The sequence below is a fragment of the Streptomyces sp. C36 genome, from assembly GCF_040932295.1.
In the GTDB taxonomy this organism is placed as follows: domain Bacteria; phylum Actinomycetota; class Actinomycetes; order Streptomycetales; family Streptomycetaceae; genus Streptomyces; species Streptomyces triculaminicus.
On the sequence record NZ_JBFQGI010000009.1, the window covers coordinates 40,210 to 56,494 of the forward strand.

Annotated in this window: 14 protein-coding genes; all 14 read left to right on the plus strand. The window is 71.2% G+C overall.

Annotation, left to right across the window (positions count from 1 at the left end; genetic code table 11):
• Positions 1-84 precede the first annotated feature (84 nt).
• The 14 genes from AB4K12_RS25800 to nuoN are packed head-to-tail and all read left to right on the plus strand — an operon-like array spanning position 85 to position 16,202.
• Positions 85-444, plus strand: a complete 360-nt coding sequence (locus tag AB4K12_RS25800; protein WP_086568361.1) for an NADH-quinone oxidoreductase subunit A — start codon at positions 85-87, stop codon at positions 442-444.
• Between the two features lie 11 nt (positions 445-455).
• Positions 456-1,010 (plus strand): NADH-quinone oxidoreductase subunit B family protein, encoded by a 555-nt coding sequence (locus AB4K12_RS25805; protein ID WP_368436602.1) that lies wholly within the window; start codon positions 456-458, stop codon positions 1,008-1,010.
• A complete protein-coding gene (locus AB4K12_RS25810; protein ID WP_368436605.1) occupies positions 1,007-1,924 on the plus strand; it encodes an NADH-quinone oxidoreductase subunit C in 918 nt (305 codons plus the stop codon). The genes AB4K12_RS25805 and AB4K12_RS25810 overlap by 4 nt, the downstream gene beginning before the upstream one ends.
• The gene (locus AB4K12_RS25815) at positions 1,924-3,249 is read left to right on the plus strand and encodes an NADH-quinone oxidoreductase subunit D (RefSeq protein WP_368436607.1); all 1,326 of its coding nucleotides are present in this window, start codon (positions 1,924-1,926) and stop codon (positions 3,247-3,249) included. Before AB4K12_RS25810 ends, AB4K12_RS25815 begins: the two co-directional genes overlap by 1 nt.
• Positions 3,250-3,266: 17 nt before the next feature.
• A complete protein-coding gene (gene nuoE, locus AB4K12_RS25820) occupies positions 3,267-4,076 on the plus strand; it encodes an NADH-quinone oxidoreductase subunit NuoE (RefSeq protein ID WP_368436943.1) in 810 nt (269 codons plus the stop codon).
• The gene (gene nuoF / locus AB4K12_RS25825; RefSeq protein WP_368436609.1) at positions 4,073-5,443 is read left to right on the plus strand and encodes an NADH-quinone oxidoreductase subunit NuoF; all 1,371 of its coding nucleotides are present in this window, start codon (positions 4,073-4,075) and stop codon (positions 5,441-5,443) included. The genes nuoE and nuoF overlap by 4 nt, the downstream gene beginning before the upstream one ends.
• A complete protein-coding gene (locus AB4K12_RS25830) occupies positions 5,440-7,959 on the plus strand; it encodes an NADH-quinone oxidoreductase subunit G (RefSeq protein ID WP_368436610.1) in 2,520 nt (839 codons plus the stop codon). The genes nuoF and AB4K12_RS25830 overlap by 4 nt, the downstream gene beginning before the upstream one ends.
• Positions 7,960-8,012: 53 nt before the next feature.
• Positions 8,013-9,344: an NADH-quinone oxidoreductase subunit NuoH gene (gene nuoH, locus AB4K12_RS25835; RefSeq protein WP_368436945.1), complete on the plus strand. Its 1,332-nt coding sequence runs from the start codon at positions 8,013-8,015 to the stop codon at positions 9,342-9,344.
• Positions 9,337-9,915 carry an NADH-quinone oxidoreductase subunit NuoI gene (nuoI, locus tag AB4K12_RS25840; protein WP_368436612.1) on the plus strand — a complete coding sequence of 193 codons (579 nt, stop codon included), beginning with the start codon at positions 9,337-9,339 and terminating at the stop codon, positions 9,913-9,915. Before nuoH ends, nuoI begins: the two co-directional genes overlap by 8 nt.
• Positions 9,912-10,736, plus strand: coding sequence for an NADH-quinone oxidoreductase subunit J (locus AB4K12_RS25845; RefSeq protein ID WP_368436614.1), 825 nt, complete (start codon positions 9,912-9,914; stop codon positions 10,734-10,736). The genes nuoI and AB4K12_RS25845 overlap by 4 nt, the downstream gene beginning before the upstream one ends.
• Positions 10,733-11,032, plus strand: coding sequence for an NADH-quinone oxidoreductase subunit NuoK (nuoK, locus tag AB4K12_RS25850; protein ID WP_086568347.1), 300 nt, complete (start codon positions 10,733-10,735; stop codon positions 11,030-11,032). Before AB4K12_RS25845 ends, nuoK begins: the two co-directional genes overlap by 4 nt.
• Before the next feature lie 12 nt (positions 11,033-11,044).
• On the plus strand, positions 11,045-12,940 hold the full coding sequence (gene nuoL, locus AB4K12_RS25855) for an NADH-quinone oxidoreductase subunit L (RefSeq protein WP_368436616.1): 1,896 nt from the start codon (positions 11,045-11,047) through the stop codon (positions 12,938-12,940).
• Positions 12,941-12,942: 2 nt separating this feature from the next.
• A complete protein-coding gene (locus tag AB4K12_RS25860) occupies positions 12,943-14,550 on the plus strand; it encodes an NADH-quinone oxidoreductase subunit M (protein ID WP_368436618.1) in 1,608 nt (535 codons plus the stop codon).
• Entirely contained in the window at positions 14,547-16,202 is a 1,656-nt protein-coding gene (nuoN, locus tag AB4K12_RS25865) for an NADH-quinone oxidoreductase subunit NuoN (protein WP_368436620.1), read from the plus strand. Before AB4K12_RS25860 ends, nuoN begins: the two co-directional genes overlap by 4 nt.
• Positions 16,203-16,285 lie beyond the last annotated feature (83 nt).

Consider the following 16,285-nt stretch of genomic DNA (forward strand, 5'->3'; position numbering starts at 1 on the left):
GTCGGCGATCTTCGCCGAGGACCTCCGCCGCCGGGTCCGGTCAGCCAGCAGTCAGCGTCGACAGACTGGAAGGAGCGAGGAGCGGTGAACGCCTACGCGCCCATCCTCGTACTGGGAGCCCTCGGTGCAGGCTTCGCGATCTTCTCCGTGGTCATGGCATCGATCGTCGGGCCCAAGCGCTACAACCGGGCCAAGCTCGAGGCCTACGAATGCGGCATCGAACCGACCCCGCACCCGGCCGGTGGCGGCCGCTTCCCGATCAAGTACTACCTGACGGCGATGCTCTTCATCGTCTTCGACATCGAGATCGTCTTCCTCTACCCCTGGGCGGTCACCTTCGACTCCCTGGGGATGTTCGGGCTCGTGGAGATGCTCCTCTTCGTGCTCACCGTCTTCGTCGCCTACGCCTACGTATGGCGGCGCGGCGGCCTGGAATGGGACTAAGGGGGCCCCGGATGGGACTCGAGGAGAAGCTGCCGAGCGGCTTTCTGCTGACCACCGTCGAACAGGCCGCGGGGTGGGTGCGCAAGGCATCCGTCTTCCCCGCCACCTTCGGCCTGGCCTGCTGCGCCATCGAGATGATGACCACCGGCGCGGGCCGCTACGACCTGGCCCGCTTCGGCATGGAGGTCTTCCGCGGCTCGCCCCGCCAGGCCGATCTGATGATCGTGGCGGGCAGGGTGAGTCAGAAGATGGCGCCCGTGCTGCGGCAGGTCTACGACCAGATGCCCAACCCCAAGTGGGTGATCTCCATGGGGGTCTGTGCGTCCAGCGGCGGCATGTTCAACAACTACGCGATCGTGCAGGGCGTCGACCACATCGTGCCGGTGGACATCTATCTGCCGGGCTGCCCGCCGCGCCCCGAGATGCTCCTGGACTCGATCCTCAAGCTGCACAAGAAGATCCAGAACGAGAAGCTCGGCGTGCACCGCGAGGAGGCGGAGGAGGAGGCGGAGCGCGCGGCGCTCAAGGCCCTGCCGCTGATCGAGATGAAGGGGCTGCTGCGATGAGCGAGCCGAACCCCGAGAACTCGAACCCCAAGAACTCGAACCCCAAGAACTCGAACTCCAAGGGCCCGGACGCCAAGGGATCGAATCCCAAGGGCCCGACCACCAACGGTTCGAAGGCCAAGGCCCCGGACGCCAAGGCCCCGGACACCGCGGGCGCGGCTCCCGAAACCGCGGGCGCGGCCAACGCCGCCAACGGCGTCAACCCCGACAAGGAGGCCGCCGCCCAGAACCTCCCCGGCCAGCGGCTCGACCACGGCGAGGTCATCGGCGTCCGGCACGGCATGTTCGGCGCGGACGCCGGCGGTGACACCACCGGCTACGGTCGGCTCGTACGGACCGTACGGCTGCCCGGCCAGGCCACCCGGCCGTACGGGGGGTGGTTCGACGAGGTCGCCGACGAGCTGGAGGGCGCCCTCGAGGAGCAGGGCCTGGTGCCGGAGAACGCGATCGAGAAGACCGTCGTCGACCGCGACGAGCTCACCTTCCACATCGCCCGTGAGCATCTGCCGCGCGTCGCCCGGACCCTGCGCGACGACCCCGCGCTGCGCTTCGAGCTGTGCACGGGCGTGAGCGGGGTGCACTTCCCCGGCGACAAGGGGCGCGAGCTGCACGCGGTCTACCACCTGCGCTCGATCACCCACAACCGGCTGATCAGGCTGGAGGTCGGCGTCCCCGACGACGACCGGCATCTCCCCTCGATCGTCGACGTCTATCCCACCAACGACTGGCACGAGCGCGAGACCTACGACTTCTTCGGTCTCGTCTTCGACGGTCACCCCGCGCTCACGCGGATCATGATGCCGGACGACTGGCAGGGCTTCCCGCAGCGCAAGGACTACCCCCTCGGCGGCATCCCCGTCGAGTACAAGGGCGCCCAGATCCCGGCTCCGGACCAGCGGAGGTCGTACAGCTGATGACCACCCCGAACGACGCCGGCCCCCGCGAGACCACCGAGGGCCCGGTCTACACCGTCACCGGCGGCGACTGGGACGAGATCGCCTCCGCCGCCAGGCAGGCCGACGACGAGCGCATCATCGTCAACATGGGCCCCCAGCACCCCTCCACCCATGGGGTGCTGCGCCTGATCCTGGAGATCGACGGCGAGACGGTCACCGAGGCCCGCTGCGGCATCGGCTACCTCCACACCGGCATCGAGAAGAACCTCGAGTTCCGGACCTGGACCCAGGGCACCACGTTCGTGACGCGCATGGACTACCTCACGCCCTTCTTCAACGAGACGGCGTACTGCCTGGCCGTGGAGAAGCTGCTGGGCATCGAGGGCGAGGTCCCCGACCGCGCCTCGGTGGTCCGGGTCATGCTCATGGAGCTGAACCGAATCTCCTCCCACCTGGTGGCCATCGCCACCGGCGGCATGGAGCTCGGCGCCACCACGATCATGATCTACGGCTTCCGCGACCGCGAGCTGGTCCTCGACATCTTCGAGCTGATCACCGGCCTGCGGATGAACCACGCCTACGTACGCCCCGGCGGTCTCGCCCAGGACCTGCCGCCCGGCGCGGTGGACCAGGTGCGCGAGTTCGTCAAGAAGATGCGCCGGAACCTTCCCGAGTACGACAAGCTCGCCACCGGCAACCCCATCTTCAAGGGCCGCATGCAGGACGTCGGCTACCTCGACCTGACCGGCTGCATGGCGCTGGGCGCCACCGGCCCCATCCTGCGCTCCGCCGGCCTCCCGCACGACCTGCGCAAGGCGCAGCCGTACTGCGGCTACGACACGTACGACTTCGAGGTCCCCACCGCCGACACCTGCGACGCCTACGGGCGGTTCCTGATCCGCCTGGAGGAGATGCGCGAGTCGCTGCGCATCGTCGAGCAGTGCCTGGACCGGCTCCAGCCCGGCCCCGTCATGGTCGGGGACAAGAAGATCGCCTGGCCCGCCCAGCTGGCCCTCGGCCCCGACGGGCTCGGCAACTCCCTCGACCACATCAAGAAGATCATGGGCACCTCGATGGAGGCCCTGATCCACCACTTCAAGCTGGTGACGGAGGGCTTCCGGGTGCCGCCCGGCCAGGCGTACACGGCCGTGGAGTCGCCCAAGGGCGAGCTCGGCGTGCACGTGGTCAGCGACGGCGGCACCCGCCCCTACCGGGTCCACTTCCGCGACCCCTCCTTCACCAACCTGCAGGCCATGGCGGCGATGTGCGAAGGCGGCCAGGTCGCCGACGTCATCGTGGCCGTGGCCTCGATCGACCCCGTCATGGGAGGCGTGGACCGGTGAGCGACGTACAGCTGGGGATGCCGCAGCTCCCCGCGCCCGACTATCCCGCCGACGTACGGGCCCGGCTCGAGGCGGACGCCCGGGAGGTGATCGCCCGCTATCCCGACAGCCGTAGCGCCCTGCTGCCGCTGCTGCACCTGGTGCAGGCCGAGGAGGGCCACGTCAGCCGCACCGGCATCCGCCTGTGCGCCGAACTCCTCGGCCTCACCACGGCCGAGGTCACGGCGGTCGCGACCTTCTACACCATGTACCGGCGCGCTCCCGGCGGCGACTACCAGGTCGGGGTGTGCACCAACACCCTGTGCGCGGTGCTGGGCGGCGACGCCATCTTCGACGACCTCAAGCGCCACCTCGGCGTCGCCAACGGCGGGACCACCGAGGACGGCAGCATCACCCTCGAGCACATCGAGTGCAACGCCGCCTGCGACTTCGCGCCCGTGGTGATGGTCAACTGGGAGTTCTTCGACAACCAGACCGTCGAGAGCGCCCGGCGGCTCGTCGACGACCTCCGCGCGGGCCGCACCGTCGAGCCCACCCGCGGGGCGCCCCTGTGCACGTACAAGGAGACGGCCCGCATCCTGGCCGGCTTCCCCGACCGGCGGCCCGGCGCCGTCGAGGCGGGCGGCGGCGCCGGACCCGCCTCGCTGGCCGGGCTGCGGCTGGCCAAGGGCGAGGCCGGACCGGCGCGCGTCGGGCCCCCGCGCGGCGCGCCGCCCCATGACGAGCGCCCCCCGGAGCACCTCAGCTCCCACGACGCGCCCCAGAAGACATCCGCCTCGGACCCCGATCACCCCAGCGGGCCGGTCACCGAGGAGGGGGAGGGATGACCGTGGCACCCGAGATCTTCGAGACCAGCCCCGAGAAGCTGCTCGCTCCCGTCCTCAGCGCGTTCTGGGACGAGCCCCGCTCGTGGACGCTGGAGACCTACCTGCGGCACGAGGGCTACGAAGGCGCGCGCAAGGCGCTGGCGATGACACCCGACGACGTCATCGCCTACGTCAAGGACTCGGGTCTGCGCGGCCGTGGCGGCGCAGGCTTCCCGACCGGCATGAAGTGGCAGTTCATCCCGCAGGGCGACGACAAGCCGCACTACCTCGTCGTCAACGCCGACGAATCCGAGCCCGGCACCTGCAAGGACATCCCGCTCCTGTTCGCCAACCCGCACTCCCTCATCGAGGGCATGCTGATCGCCTGCTGGGCGATCCGCTCCAGCCGCGCCTTCATCTACCTGCGCGGCGAGACCGTGCCCGTGCTGCGCCGGCTGCACGAGGCCGTGCGCGAGGCGTACGCGGCGGGCTACCTCGGCCGGAACATCCTCGGCAGCGGGCTCGACCTGGACATCACCGTGCACGCCGGGGCGGGCGCGTACATCTGCGGCGAGGAGACCGCCCTCCTCGACTCCCTCGAGGGCCGGCGCGGCCAGCCCAGGCTCCGGCCCCCCTTCCCGGCCGTCGCGGGCCTGTACGCCTGCCCCACGGTGGTCAACAACGTCGAGTCCATCGCCTCCGTGCCCGCGATCCTCAACAAGGGCAAGGAGTGGTTCCGTTCGATGGGCAGCGAGAAGTCCCCGGGCTTCACGCTCTACTCCCTCAGCGGCCACGTCGCCAACCCCGGCCAGTACGAGGCGCCGCTGGGCATCACGCTCGGCCAGCTGCTCGGCATGAGCGGCGGCATGCGCCCCGGCCACCGGCTCAAGTTCTGGACGCCCGGCGGCTCCTCGACCCCGCTGCTCACCGACGAGCACCTGGACGTGCCGCTGGACTACGAGGCCGTGGGCGCGGCCGGCTCGATGCTCGGCACCAAGGCCCTGCAGTGCTTCGACGAGACCACCTGCGTCGTGCGGGCCGTCACGCGCTGGACCGAGTTCTACGCCCACGAGTCCTGCGGCAAGTGCACGCCCTGTCGTGAAGGGACGTACTGGCTGGTGCAGTTGCTGCGCGACATCGAGGCCGGCAAGGGCCGCATGAGCGACCTCGACAAGCTCGCCGACATCGCCGACAACATCAACGGCAAGTCCTTCTGCGCGCTCGGCGACGGCGCGGCGAGCCCCATCTTCTCCTCGCTGAAGTACTTCCGCGCGGAGTACGAGCAGCACGTCAAGGGCCGGGGCTGCCCCTTCGACCCGGCGAGGTCCACCGTCTGGGCCGACGACCCCGACAACCACCGGCACTCTCCCGTGGGAGTGAACGCATGACCGTCACCACGTCCGCTCCCTCCGGCGGGGGGAGCGCGCCCGTGCCGCCCGAGGACCTGGTGTCCGTCACCATCGACGGCATCCAGATCTCCGTCCCCAAGGGGACGCTGGTCATCCGGGCCGCCGAGCTGCTCGGCATCGAGATCCCGCGCTTCTGCGACCACCCGCTGCTGGACCCGGCCGGTGCCTGCCGGCAGTGCATCGTCGAGGTCGAGGGCCAGCGCAAGCCGATGGCCTCCTGCACGATCACCTGCACCGACGGCATGGTGGTGCGCACCCAGCTCACGTCGGCCGTCGCCGAGAAGGCGCAGCGCGGCGTGATGGAGCTGCTGCTGATCAACCACCCGCTCGACTGCCCGGTCTGCGACAAGGGCGGCGAGTGCCCGCTGCAGAACCAGGCCATGTCCGCGGGCCAGGCCGACAGCCGCTTCGAGGGCCGCAAGCGCACCTACCAGAAGCCGGTGCCCATCTCCCCGCAGATCCTGCTGGACCGCGAGCGGTGCGTGCTGTGCGCGCGCTGCACCCGCTTCTCCAACGAGATCGCCGGCGACCCGATGATCGAGCTGCTCGAGCGCGGGGCGCTGGAGCAGGTCGGCACGGGCGAGGGCGACCCCTTCCGGTCGTACTTCTCCGGCAACACCATCCAGATCTGCCCGGTGGGCGCGCTCACCTCGGCGGCGTACCGCTTCCGCGCCCGGCCGTTCGACCTGGTCTCCTCGCCGACGGTGTGCGAGCACTGCGCGGGCGGCTGCGCGACGCGTACGGACCACCGGCGCGGCAAGGTGATGCGCCGGCTGGCCGCCGAGGATCCGGAGGTCAACGAGGAGTGGCTGTGCGACAAGGGCCGCTTCGCGTTCCGCTACGCGCAGCGGCCGGAGCGCTTCGGGACGCCGCTGGTGCGGGGCGCCTCGGGGGCGCTGGAGCCGGCGAGCTGGCCGGAGGCCCTGGAGGCGGCGGCCCAGGGGCTGGCGGCGGCCAGGGGCCGGGCCGGGGTGCTGCCGGGCGGGCGGCTGACGGTGGAGGACGCGTACGCCTACGCCAAGTTCGCGCGCGTGGCGCTCGACACCCATGACGTCGACTTCCGGGCACGGGTCCACAGCGGCGAGGAGGCCGACTTCCTCGCGGCCCAGGTGGCCGGGCGCGGGCGGGACGTGGACGGCACGGGCGTGACGTACACGGCGCTGGAGCAGGCGCCGGCCGTGCTGCTGGCCGGCCTCGAGGCGGAGGAGGAGGCCCCCGGCGTCTTCCTGCGGCTGCGCAAGGCCTGGCGCAAGCGCGGCCTGCGGACGTTCTCGCTGGCCACCCACCTCACCCCGGGGCTGGTGAAGGCGGGCGGCACGCTGCTGCCGGCGGCGCCGGGCACCGAGACCGAGTGGCTGCGGGCGCTGGCGGGCTCCTCGGGCCTGGACGCGGACGGCCGGGCGGCCGCCGAGGCGCTACGGGCACCTGGCGCGCTGATCGTCGTCGGCGAGCGCCTGGCGGGCGTGCCGGGCGCGCTGACGGCCGCCGTGGCGGCGGCCGGGGCCACGGGCGCGCGCCTGGTGTGGATCCCGCGCCGGGCGGGCGAGCGCGGCGCGCTCGAGGCGGGCGCCCTGCCGGGCCTGCTGCCGGGCGGCCGGCCGACGACCGACCCGCGGGCGCGGGAGGAGACGGCGGCGGCCTGGGGCATGGACGAGCTGCCCCGCAGCCCCGGCCGGGACACCGGCCAGATCCTGGAGGCGGCGGCCCGGGGCGAGCTGGGCGCGCTGCTCGTGGGCGGCGTGGAGGTCGCGGACCTGCCCGATCCGGCGCGGGCGCGCGAGGCCCTGGACGCGGTCGGGTTCCTGGTCAGCCTGGAGCAGCGGCCGAGCGAGGTGTCGGACCGCGCGGACGTGGTGCTGCCGGTCGCGGCCGTGGTGGAGAAGGCGGGCACGTTCCTGAACTGGGAGGGCCGGGCCCGGCCGTTCGAGGTGGCCGTCAAGCCGGACCAGGTGACGCGGCGGCACACACTGCCGGACGCCCGGGTGCTGCACATGCTGGCCGACACGATGGGCACGGACCTGCGGCTGCCGGACGTGCACGCGGTACGGGCGGAGCTGGCGGGGCTGGGCGCGTGGTCCGGCGAGCGGGCCGCGGGCCCGGACGAGCCGGGGCGGCCGCTGCCGCGCCCGGAGAAGGGCGAGGCGGTGCTCGCCGGGCACCGGCTGCTGCTCGACCGGGGCAGGCTGCAGGACGGCGACGAGGCGCTGGCCGGCACGCGGCACGAGGCGCTCGCCCGGCTGTCGCCGGCGACCGCTGCCGAGGCGGGGGTGCGCGACGGCGAGGTGCTGGCGGTGACCGGTCCGGCCGGCACCGTACGGCTGCCGCTGCGGGTGACGCCGATGCCGGACCGGGTGGTGTGGCTGCCGCTGAACTCCGTGGGCGGCGGCGTGGCCTCCGACGCGGGGGCGCGGCCGGGGGAGCTCGTACGGATCGGCGCGGATGTCGACGAGAGCGCCGGCGACACCGGCGACGCGGGACGGGAGGTGCGGCCGTGAGCCCTGCGCTGAGTGGTACCGGACTGGTGGGGCTGGCCGCGGAGGACCTGTCGATGTTCGGCAGGGATCCGTGGTGGCTGGTGGTGGTGAAGGCCGTCTTCTGCTTCGCGTTCCTGATGGTGACGGTGTTGTTCTCCATCGTCTGGGAGCGCAAGGTCGTCGCCTGGATGCAGCTGCGCATCGGCCCCAACCGGCACGGCCCGTGGGGGATGCTGCAGTCGCTGGCCGACGGCATCAAGCTGATGCTCAAGGAAGACGTGATCGTCCGGCGCGCCGACAAGGTCGTCTATGTGCTGGCGCCGGTCGTGGCCGCGATCCCGGCCTTCATGGCGATCGCCGTGATCCCCTTCGGCCCCTCCGGCAACGAGGTCTCGATCTTCGGCCACCGCACGACCATGCAGCTGACCGACCTGCCGATCGCGGTGCTCTACATCCTCGCGGTCGCCTCGGTCGGCATCTACGGCATCGTGCTGGCCGGCTGGTCGTCGGGCTCGACGTATCCGCTGCTGGGCGGCCTGCGGTCGTGCGCGCAGATGATCTCGTACGAGATCGCGATGGGCGCGGCCTTCGCTTCGGTGTTCCTCTACTCCGGCTCGATGTCGACCTCGGCGATCGTCGAGGCGCAGCACGACCGCTGGTACGTCCTGCTGCTGCCGGTGTCGTTCCTGATCTACATCGCGACGATGGTCGGGGAGACCAACCGGGCCCCCTTCGACATGCCGGAGTCCGAGGGCGACCTGGTCGGCGGTTTCAACACCGAGTACTCCTCCATCAAGTTCGCGATGTTCATGCTCGCCGAGTACGTGAACATGGTGACGGTCTCGGCGGTCGCGGCCACCCTCTTCCTGGGCGGCTGGCGGGCCCCGTACCCGGTCTCCTCCTTCTGGGAGGGCGCCAACCACGGCTGGTGGCCGATGCTGTGGTTCGTCATCAAGGTGCAGCTGCTGCTCTTCTTCTTCATCTGGCTGCGCGGCACGCTGCCCCGGGTGCGCTACGACCAGCTGATGAAGCTGGGCTGGAAGGTGCTCATCCCGGTCTCGGTGACCTGGCTGATGCTCGTGGCGACCGTCCGGGCGCTGCGGAACGAGAACTACGACTTCCAGGACATCGTGCTCTACGTCGGGGGCGCCGTCCTCGCCGTCCTGCTGCTGTCGATGCTCGCCGACCTCTTCCGCGGCCGCGGCCGGGACGGCGAGCGGGGCGGGGAGCCGGCCGCGGGACCGCCACCCGCGTTCGACCCGATGGCGGGCGGCTTCCCCGTGCCGCCGCTGCCCGGCCAGACCCCGCCCCCCGTGCCCCGGCGCCGGTCCCGGCAGGACCGGGAGCTCATTGTCAGTGGCGGGGTGGACACTCCTCGTGACCGAAAGGAGGCCGACGGTGTCTGAGTTCCAGAACCCCGTGGCCGGCTTCGGCGTGACCTTCAAGGCCATGTTCAAGAAGCGGCTGACCGAGCAGTATCCGGAGGAGAAGAAGCACACGGCGCCGCGCTTCCACGGCCGCCACCAGCTCAACCGCCATCCGGACGGGCTGGAGAAGTGCATCGGCTGCGAGCTGTGCGCCTGGGCCTGCCCGGCGGACGCCATCTACGTCGAGGGCGCGGACAACACCGACGAGGAGCGCTACTCCCCGGGCGAGCGGTACGGCCGCGTCTACCAGATCAACTACCTCCGCTGCATCCTGTGCGGCCTGTGCGTCGAGGCCTGCCCGACCCGGGCCCTGACGATGACGAACGAGTACGAACTGGCCGACGCCAGCCGCGAGTCGCTCATCTACACCAAGGAACAGCTGCTGGCGGGGCTGGAGGACCGCATGGTCGACACCCCGCACGCCATCTACCCCGGCATGACGGAGAAGGACTACTACCGCGGCCTGGTGACGGAGGCCGCGCCGGGGACGGAGCGCCAAGTGGCCGTCTCCAAGGGGGAGAAGCCCGAGGACGAAGGGGTGGAGGCATGAGTTCCGTCGCCGCTGCCGCCTCGAGCACCTCCACCGGCGAGGCGGTCCAGTTCTGGGTGCTGGCGGTCGTCGCCGTGGCGGGCGCGCTGGGCGCGGTGCTGATGAAGAAGGCCGTGCACAGCGCCCTCTCCCTCGCCGGGACGATGATCGTCCTGGCGGTCTTCTATCTCGCCAACGGCGCCTACTTCCTGGGCATCGTGCAGATCGTGGTCTACACCGGCGCGATCATGATGCTGTTCCTGTTCGTGGTGATGCTGGTGGGCGTCACCGCCGCCGACTCGCTGAAGGAGACGATCCGGGGCCAGCGCCTGCTCGCCGGGCTGTGCGTGCTGGGCTTCGGCATCCTGCTCGGGGCCGGCATCGCCAACGCCTCGCTGCGGGACTTCAACGGCCTCGGCCAGGCCAACGCCGGCGGCAACGTCCAGGGCCTGGCCGCGCTGATCTTCACCAAGTACGTCTTCGCCTTCGAGATCACCGGCGCCCTGCTCATCACCGCGGTCGTCGGCGCGATGGTCCTCACCCACCGCGAGCGCACCGGCCGCCCCGCCACCCAGCGCGAACGCTCCGAGGCGCGCGTGCGCGGCAAGCACCTCCCGCCGCTGCCCGCCCCCGGCGTCTACGCCCGGCACAACGCCGTCGACATCCCCGGCCTGTTGCCCGACGGCACGCCGTCGGAGCTCACGGTCAACCCGACGCTGCGTGCCCGCGGCCAGGTCCGCGACGTCTCCGGCGAGGCGCTCGAGGACCTGGCGGCCCTGGAGCAGCGCTCCAAGGAATGGCTGGAGAGGAACAACGACCGTTCCGAGGAGCGTGCCCAGTGAACCCGGCCAACTACCTCTACCTGGCGGCCCTGCTGTTCACCATCGGCGCCGCCGGCGTGCTCATCCGGCGGAACGCGATCGTCATCTTCATGTGCGTCGAGCTGATGCTGAACGCCTGCAACCTGGCCTTCGTCACCTTCTCCCGGCTGCACGGCAACCTCGACGGCCAGATCATCGCCTTCTTCACGATGGTCGTGGCCGCCGCCGAGGTCGTGATCGGCCTGGCCATCATCGTGACGATCTTCCGCTCCCGCCACTCGGCCTCGGTCGACGACGCCAGCCTGCTGAAGCTGTAAGGGGACACCACGGTGGAGAACCTCATCGGATTGCTCGTCCTGGCCCCCTTGCTGGGCGCGGGCGTGCTGCTGTGCGGCGGCCGACGGCTCGACCGCACCGGGCACTGGATCGGCACCCTGCTCGCCGCCGCGTCCTTCGTCATCGGCGTGGTGCTCTTCGCCGACCTCCTCGGCCGGCCCGCCGACGACCGCGAGCTGGGCACGACCGTCTTCAGCTGGGTGCCCGTCGGCGGCTTCCGCGCCGACGTGGGCTTCCAGCTCGACCAGTTGTCGATGACCTTCGTGCTGCTGATCACCGGCGTGGGCTCGCTGATCCACCTCTACTCGGTCGGCTACATGGAGCACGACGAGCGGCGGCGGCGTTTCTTCGGCTATCTGAACCTCTTCCTCGCGGCGATGCTGCTGCTGGTCCTCGCCGACAACTACCTCCTGCTGTACGTGGGCTGGGAGGGCGTCGGCCTCGCCTCGTACCTGCTCATCGGCTTCTGGCAGCACAAGCCGAGCGCCGCCACGGCGGCCAAGAAGGCCTTCCTCGTCAACCGCGTCGGCGACATGGGCCTGTCGATCGCCGTGATGCTCATGTTCACCACCTTCGGCACCTTCGCCTTCGGCCCGGTGCTCGAGTACGCGGACCGGGCGGGCGAGGGCAAGCTGACGGCCATCGGGCTCATGCTCCTCCTCGCCGCCTGCGGAAAGTCGGCGCAGGTCCCGCTGCAGAGCTGGCTCGGCGACGCCATGGAGGGCCCGACGCCCGTCTCCGCGCTCATCCACGCGGCGACGATGGTGACCGCCGGCGTCTATCTCATCGTCCGGTCGGGGGCGATCTTCGACGCGGCCCCCGACGCGCAGACGGCCGTGGTCACGGTGGGCGCGGTGACGCTGCTCTTCGGTGCGATCGTCGGTTGCGCGAAGGACGACATCAAGAAGGCCCTGGCGGGCTCGACGATGTCCCAGATCGGCTACATGATCCTCGCCGCCGGCCTCGGCCCGATCGGCTATGTCTTCGCGATCATGCACCTGGTCACCCACGGCTTCTTCAAGGCCGGGCTCTTCCTCGGCGCCGGCTCGGTGATGCACGGCATGAACGACGAGGTCGACATGCGGCGTTACGGCGGCCTGCGGACGTACATGCCGGTCACGTTCGTGACGTTCGGGCTCGGCTACCTCGCCATCATCGGCTTCCCGGGCCTGTCCGGCTTCTTCTCCAAGGACAAGATCATCGAGGCCGCCTTCGCCAGGGGCGGCACCGAGGGCTGGATCCTGGGCGGCGCCACGCTGCTGGGCGCGGCCATCACGGCGTACTACATGACGCGGGTGATGCTGCTGACGTTCTTCGGCGAGAAGCGCTGGCAGCCGGGCGCCGACGGGAAGAAGCCCCACCCCCACGAGTCCCCCCGGACGATGACGATCCCCATGATCGTCCTCGCCTTCGGATCGGTCTTCGCCGGCGGCCTGTTCAGCGTCAACGAAGCCTTCCTGAAATGGCTGGAGCCGGTCACCGGCTACGCCGAGGGCGACTCCCCGCTCACCGCCACGCAGGTCACCGCGGCCACCATGGTCGTGCTCGTGGTGGGCGTGGCACTGGCCTGGGCGCAGTACGGACGCCGGCCGGTGCCGGTCACGGCGCCGCCCGGCGGGCTGCTGGTACGGGCCGCCCGGCGCGACCTGCTGCAGGACGACTTCAACCACGTCGTGCTGGTCCGCGGCGGCGAGCACCTCACCCGCAGCCTCGTCTACGTCGACCACACGCTGGTCGACGGCGTCGTCAACGGCACCGCCGCCTCCATCGGCGGCCTGTCGGGCCGGATGCGCAGGCTGCAGAACGGCTTCGCGCGGTCGTACGCGGTCTCGATGTTCGGCGGTGCGGCGGTGCTCATCGCCGCGACCCTGCTGATGAGGGCGGTCTAGTGATGTCATTTCCCCTCCTGACGGCCACGGCCGTGGTGCCCGCGGCCGGCGCCCTCGCCACGGCCGCCGTCCCGGCCGCGCGGCGCACGGCCGCCAAGTGGCTGGCGCTGGGCGTCTCGCTCGCCACACTGCTGCTCGCGGCGGCGCAGCTCGTGCGCTTCGACCCGGACGCCGAGGGCCCGTTCCAGCTCACCGAATCGCACGCCTGGATCAAGGACTTCGGGGTCCGCTACGACCTGGGCGTGGACGGCATCTCGGTGGTGCTCATCGCGCTCACCGCGCTGCTGATCCCCTTCGTCGTCCTGGCGGGCTGGCACGACGCCGACCCCCTCGAGGACTCCTCCACGCGCTGGCGGCCCACCCAGGGCTTCTTCGCGCTGATCCTCATGGTCGAGGCGATGGTGGTGATCGCCTTCGAGGCCACCGACGTCTTCCTCTTCTACATCTTCTTCGAAGCCATGCTCATCCCGATGTACTTCCTCATCGGCGGCTTCGGGGACCGGGCGGGCGGGCGCGGCGAGGCCGAGGCGGCCGCCCAACGCTCGTACGCCGCCGTGAAGTTCCTGCTCTACAACCTCGTCGGCGGCCTGATCATGCTGGCCGCCGTCATCGGGCTCTACGCGGTCACCGCCCACCAGCTGGGCACCGGCACCTTCTCCCTCACGGAGATCGTCCAGGCCCGCGCCGACGGCAGGCTGGAGTTCGCCACCACCACCGAACGCGCCCTGTTCCTCGGCTTCTTCTTCGCCTTCGCGGTCAAGGCGCCGCTGTGGCCGCTGCACACCTGGCTGCCCAACGCCATGGGCGAGGCCACCGCCCCCGTCGCCGTGCTGATCACCGCCGTCGTCGACAAGGTCGGCACGTTCGCGATGCTGCGCTTCTGCCTCCAGCTGTTCCCGGAGGCCTCGAAGTGGGCCACGCCGGTGATCCTGGTGCTGTCGCTGATCAGCATCCTCTACGGGGCGCTGCTGGCCGTCGGGCAGCGGGACATCAAGCGCCTGATCGCCTACGCCTCGATCTCCCACTTCGGCTTCATCATCCTGGGCATCTTCGCGATGACCACCCAGGGCCAGGGCGGCGCCACGCTCTACATGGTCAACCACGGGATCTCCACGGCCGCGCTGATGCTGGTGGCCGGCTTCCTGATCTCCCGGCGCGGCTCTCGGCTCATCGCCGACTACGGCGGTGTGCAGAAGGTCGCCCCGGTCCTGGCCGGCACCTTCCTCGTCGGCGGGCTGGCCACGCTCTCGCTGCCGGGGCTCGCGCCCTTCGTCTCCGAATTCCTGGTGCTGGTGGGCACGTTCAGCCGCTATCCCGTCATCGGCGTCCTGGCCACCGTGGGCATCGTGCTCGCCGCGCTGTACGTCCTCGTGCTCTACCAGCGCACGATGACCGGGCCGGTGGCCGGGCCCGTGCGGGGGATGCCGGACCTGCGGGTGCGCGAGCTCGTCGTGGTGGCGCCGCTGATCGTGCTGCTGCTGGTCTTCGGCGTCTATCCCAAGCCGGTGACCCGGATCGTCGATCCGGCCGTCGAGCACACGATGTCGCAGGTGCACCGGAGCGACCCGAAGCCCGACGTACACGTGAACGATGTGGAGGCCGCGAAGTGAGCCACGCAGCAACCGTCCACAGCCTGTGGACAGCGGCGGCGGCCGAGCCGCCGGTCAGGATCCCCGGGCCGCACATCGAGTACGCCCAGCTCTCGCCGACGCTCATCGTGCTCGGCGCCGCACTGCTGGGCGTCCTCGCCGAGGCCTTCCTGCCGCGCCGTGCCCGCCACCACGCCCAGCTCCTGCTGACCGTGGTCGGCCTGGCCGCCGCCTTCGCCGCCGTGATCGCGCTCGCCGCGGGCGGCTACGCCGGCGACAAGGCGCGCATCGCCGCCATGGGGGCTGTCGCCGTGGACGGGCCGGCGCTGTTCCTGCAGGGCACCATCCTCCTCGTCGGCCTGGTCGCGGCGTTCACCTTCGCCGAGCGCCGCCTCGAGCCGATGGCGCACGGCCGGCCGGTCGACTCCTTCGCCGCTCAGGGCGCCGCGGTGCCGGGCGGCGAGGCGGAGCGCAAGGCCGTGGCGGCGGGGATGACGACCACCGAGGTCTTCCCGCTCGTGCTGTTCGCCATCGGCGGCATGCTCGTCTTCCCCGCCGCGAACGACCTGCTGACCCTCTTCGTCGCCCTCGAGGTGTTCTCCCTCCCGCTGTACGTGCTGTGCGCGCTCGCCCGCCGCCAGCGGCTGCTGTCGCAGGAGTCGGCCGTCAAGTACTTCCTGCTGGGAGCCTTCTCCTCGGCGTTCCTGCTGTTCGGGGTGGCGCTGCTGTACGGCTACGCCGGCACGGTCACGTACTCCGGCATCGCCGACGTCGTCGGCGGCACCACGCGGACCCTCGACCCGGCGCTCGCGTCGACGACCGGCAATGACGCGCTGCTGCTGATCGGCGGCGCGATGGTGCTGGTGGGGCTGCTGTTCAAGGTGGGCGCGGTGCCGTTCCACATGTGGACCCCCGACGTCTACCAGGGCGCTCCCACCCCGGTCACGGGCTTCATGGCGGCCGCGACGAAGGTCGCCGCGTTCGGCGCCCTGCTGCGGCTGCTGTACGTCGTGCTGCCGGGCATGCGCTGGGACTGGCGGCCGGTGATGTGGGGCGTCGCGATCGTCACGATGCTGGTGGGCGCGGTCGTGGCCGTCACCCAGACCGATGTGAAGCGGTTGCTGGCCTACTCCTCCATCGCCCACGCCGGGTTCATCCTCGCCGGTGTCATCGCCACCACCCCCGACGGTGTCTCCTCGGTGCTCTTCTACCTGGGCGCCTACTCGTTCGTCACTCTGGGCGCCTTCGCGGTCGTGACGCTGGTGCGCGACGCGGGCGGCGAGGCGACGCACCTGTCGAAGTGGGCCGGGCTGGGCCGGCGTTCGCCGCTGGTCGCGGCCGTCTTCGCGGTCTTCCTGCTGGCCTTCGCGGGCATCCCGCTGACCAGCGGCTTCGCCGGGAAGTTCGCCGTCTTCAAGGCGGCGGCGCAGGGCGGCGCGGCGCCGCTGGTCATCGTGGGCGTGCTGTCCTCGGCGATCGCCGCGTTCTTCTACATCCGGGTCATCGTGCTGATGTTCTTCAGTGAGCCGAAGGCGGAGGGCCCGACCGTCTCGGTGCCGAGCCCGCTGACGTCCACGGCCATCGCGCTGGGCGTCGTGGTGACGCTGGTGCTCGGTGTGGCCCCGCAGTACTTCCTCGATCTGGCGGGCCAGGCGGGGACGTTCGTGCGCTGAGGCCGCGCCGCGTCCGCGGCCCCGTACGCCGCTGCCCGGCGCCCGCACAGGGGGCGCCGGGCAGCGGCGTACGGCCGGAGGGG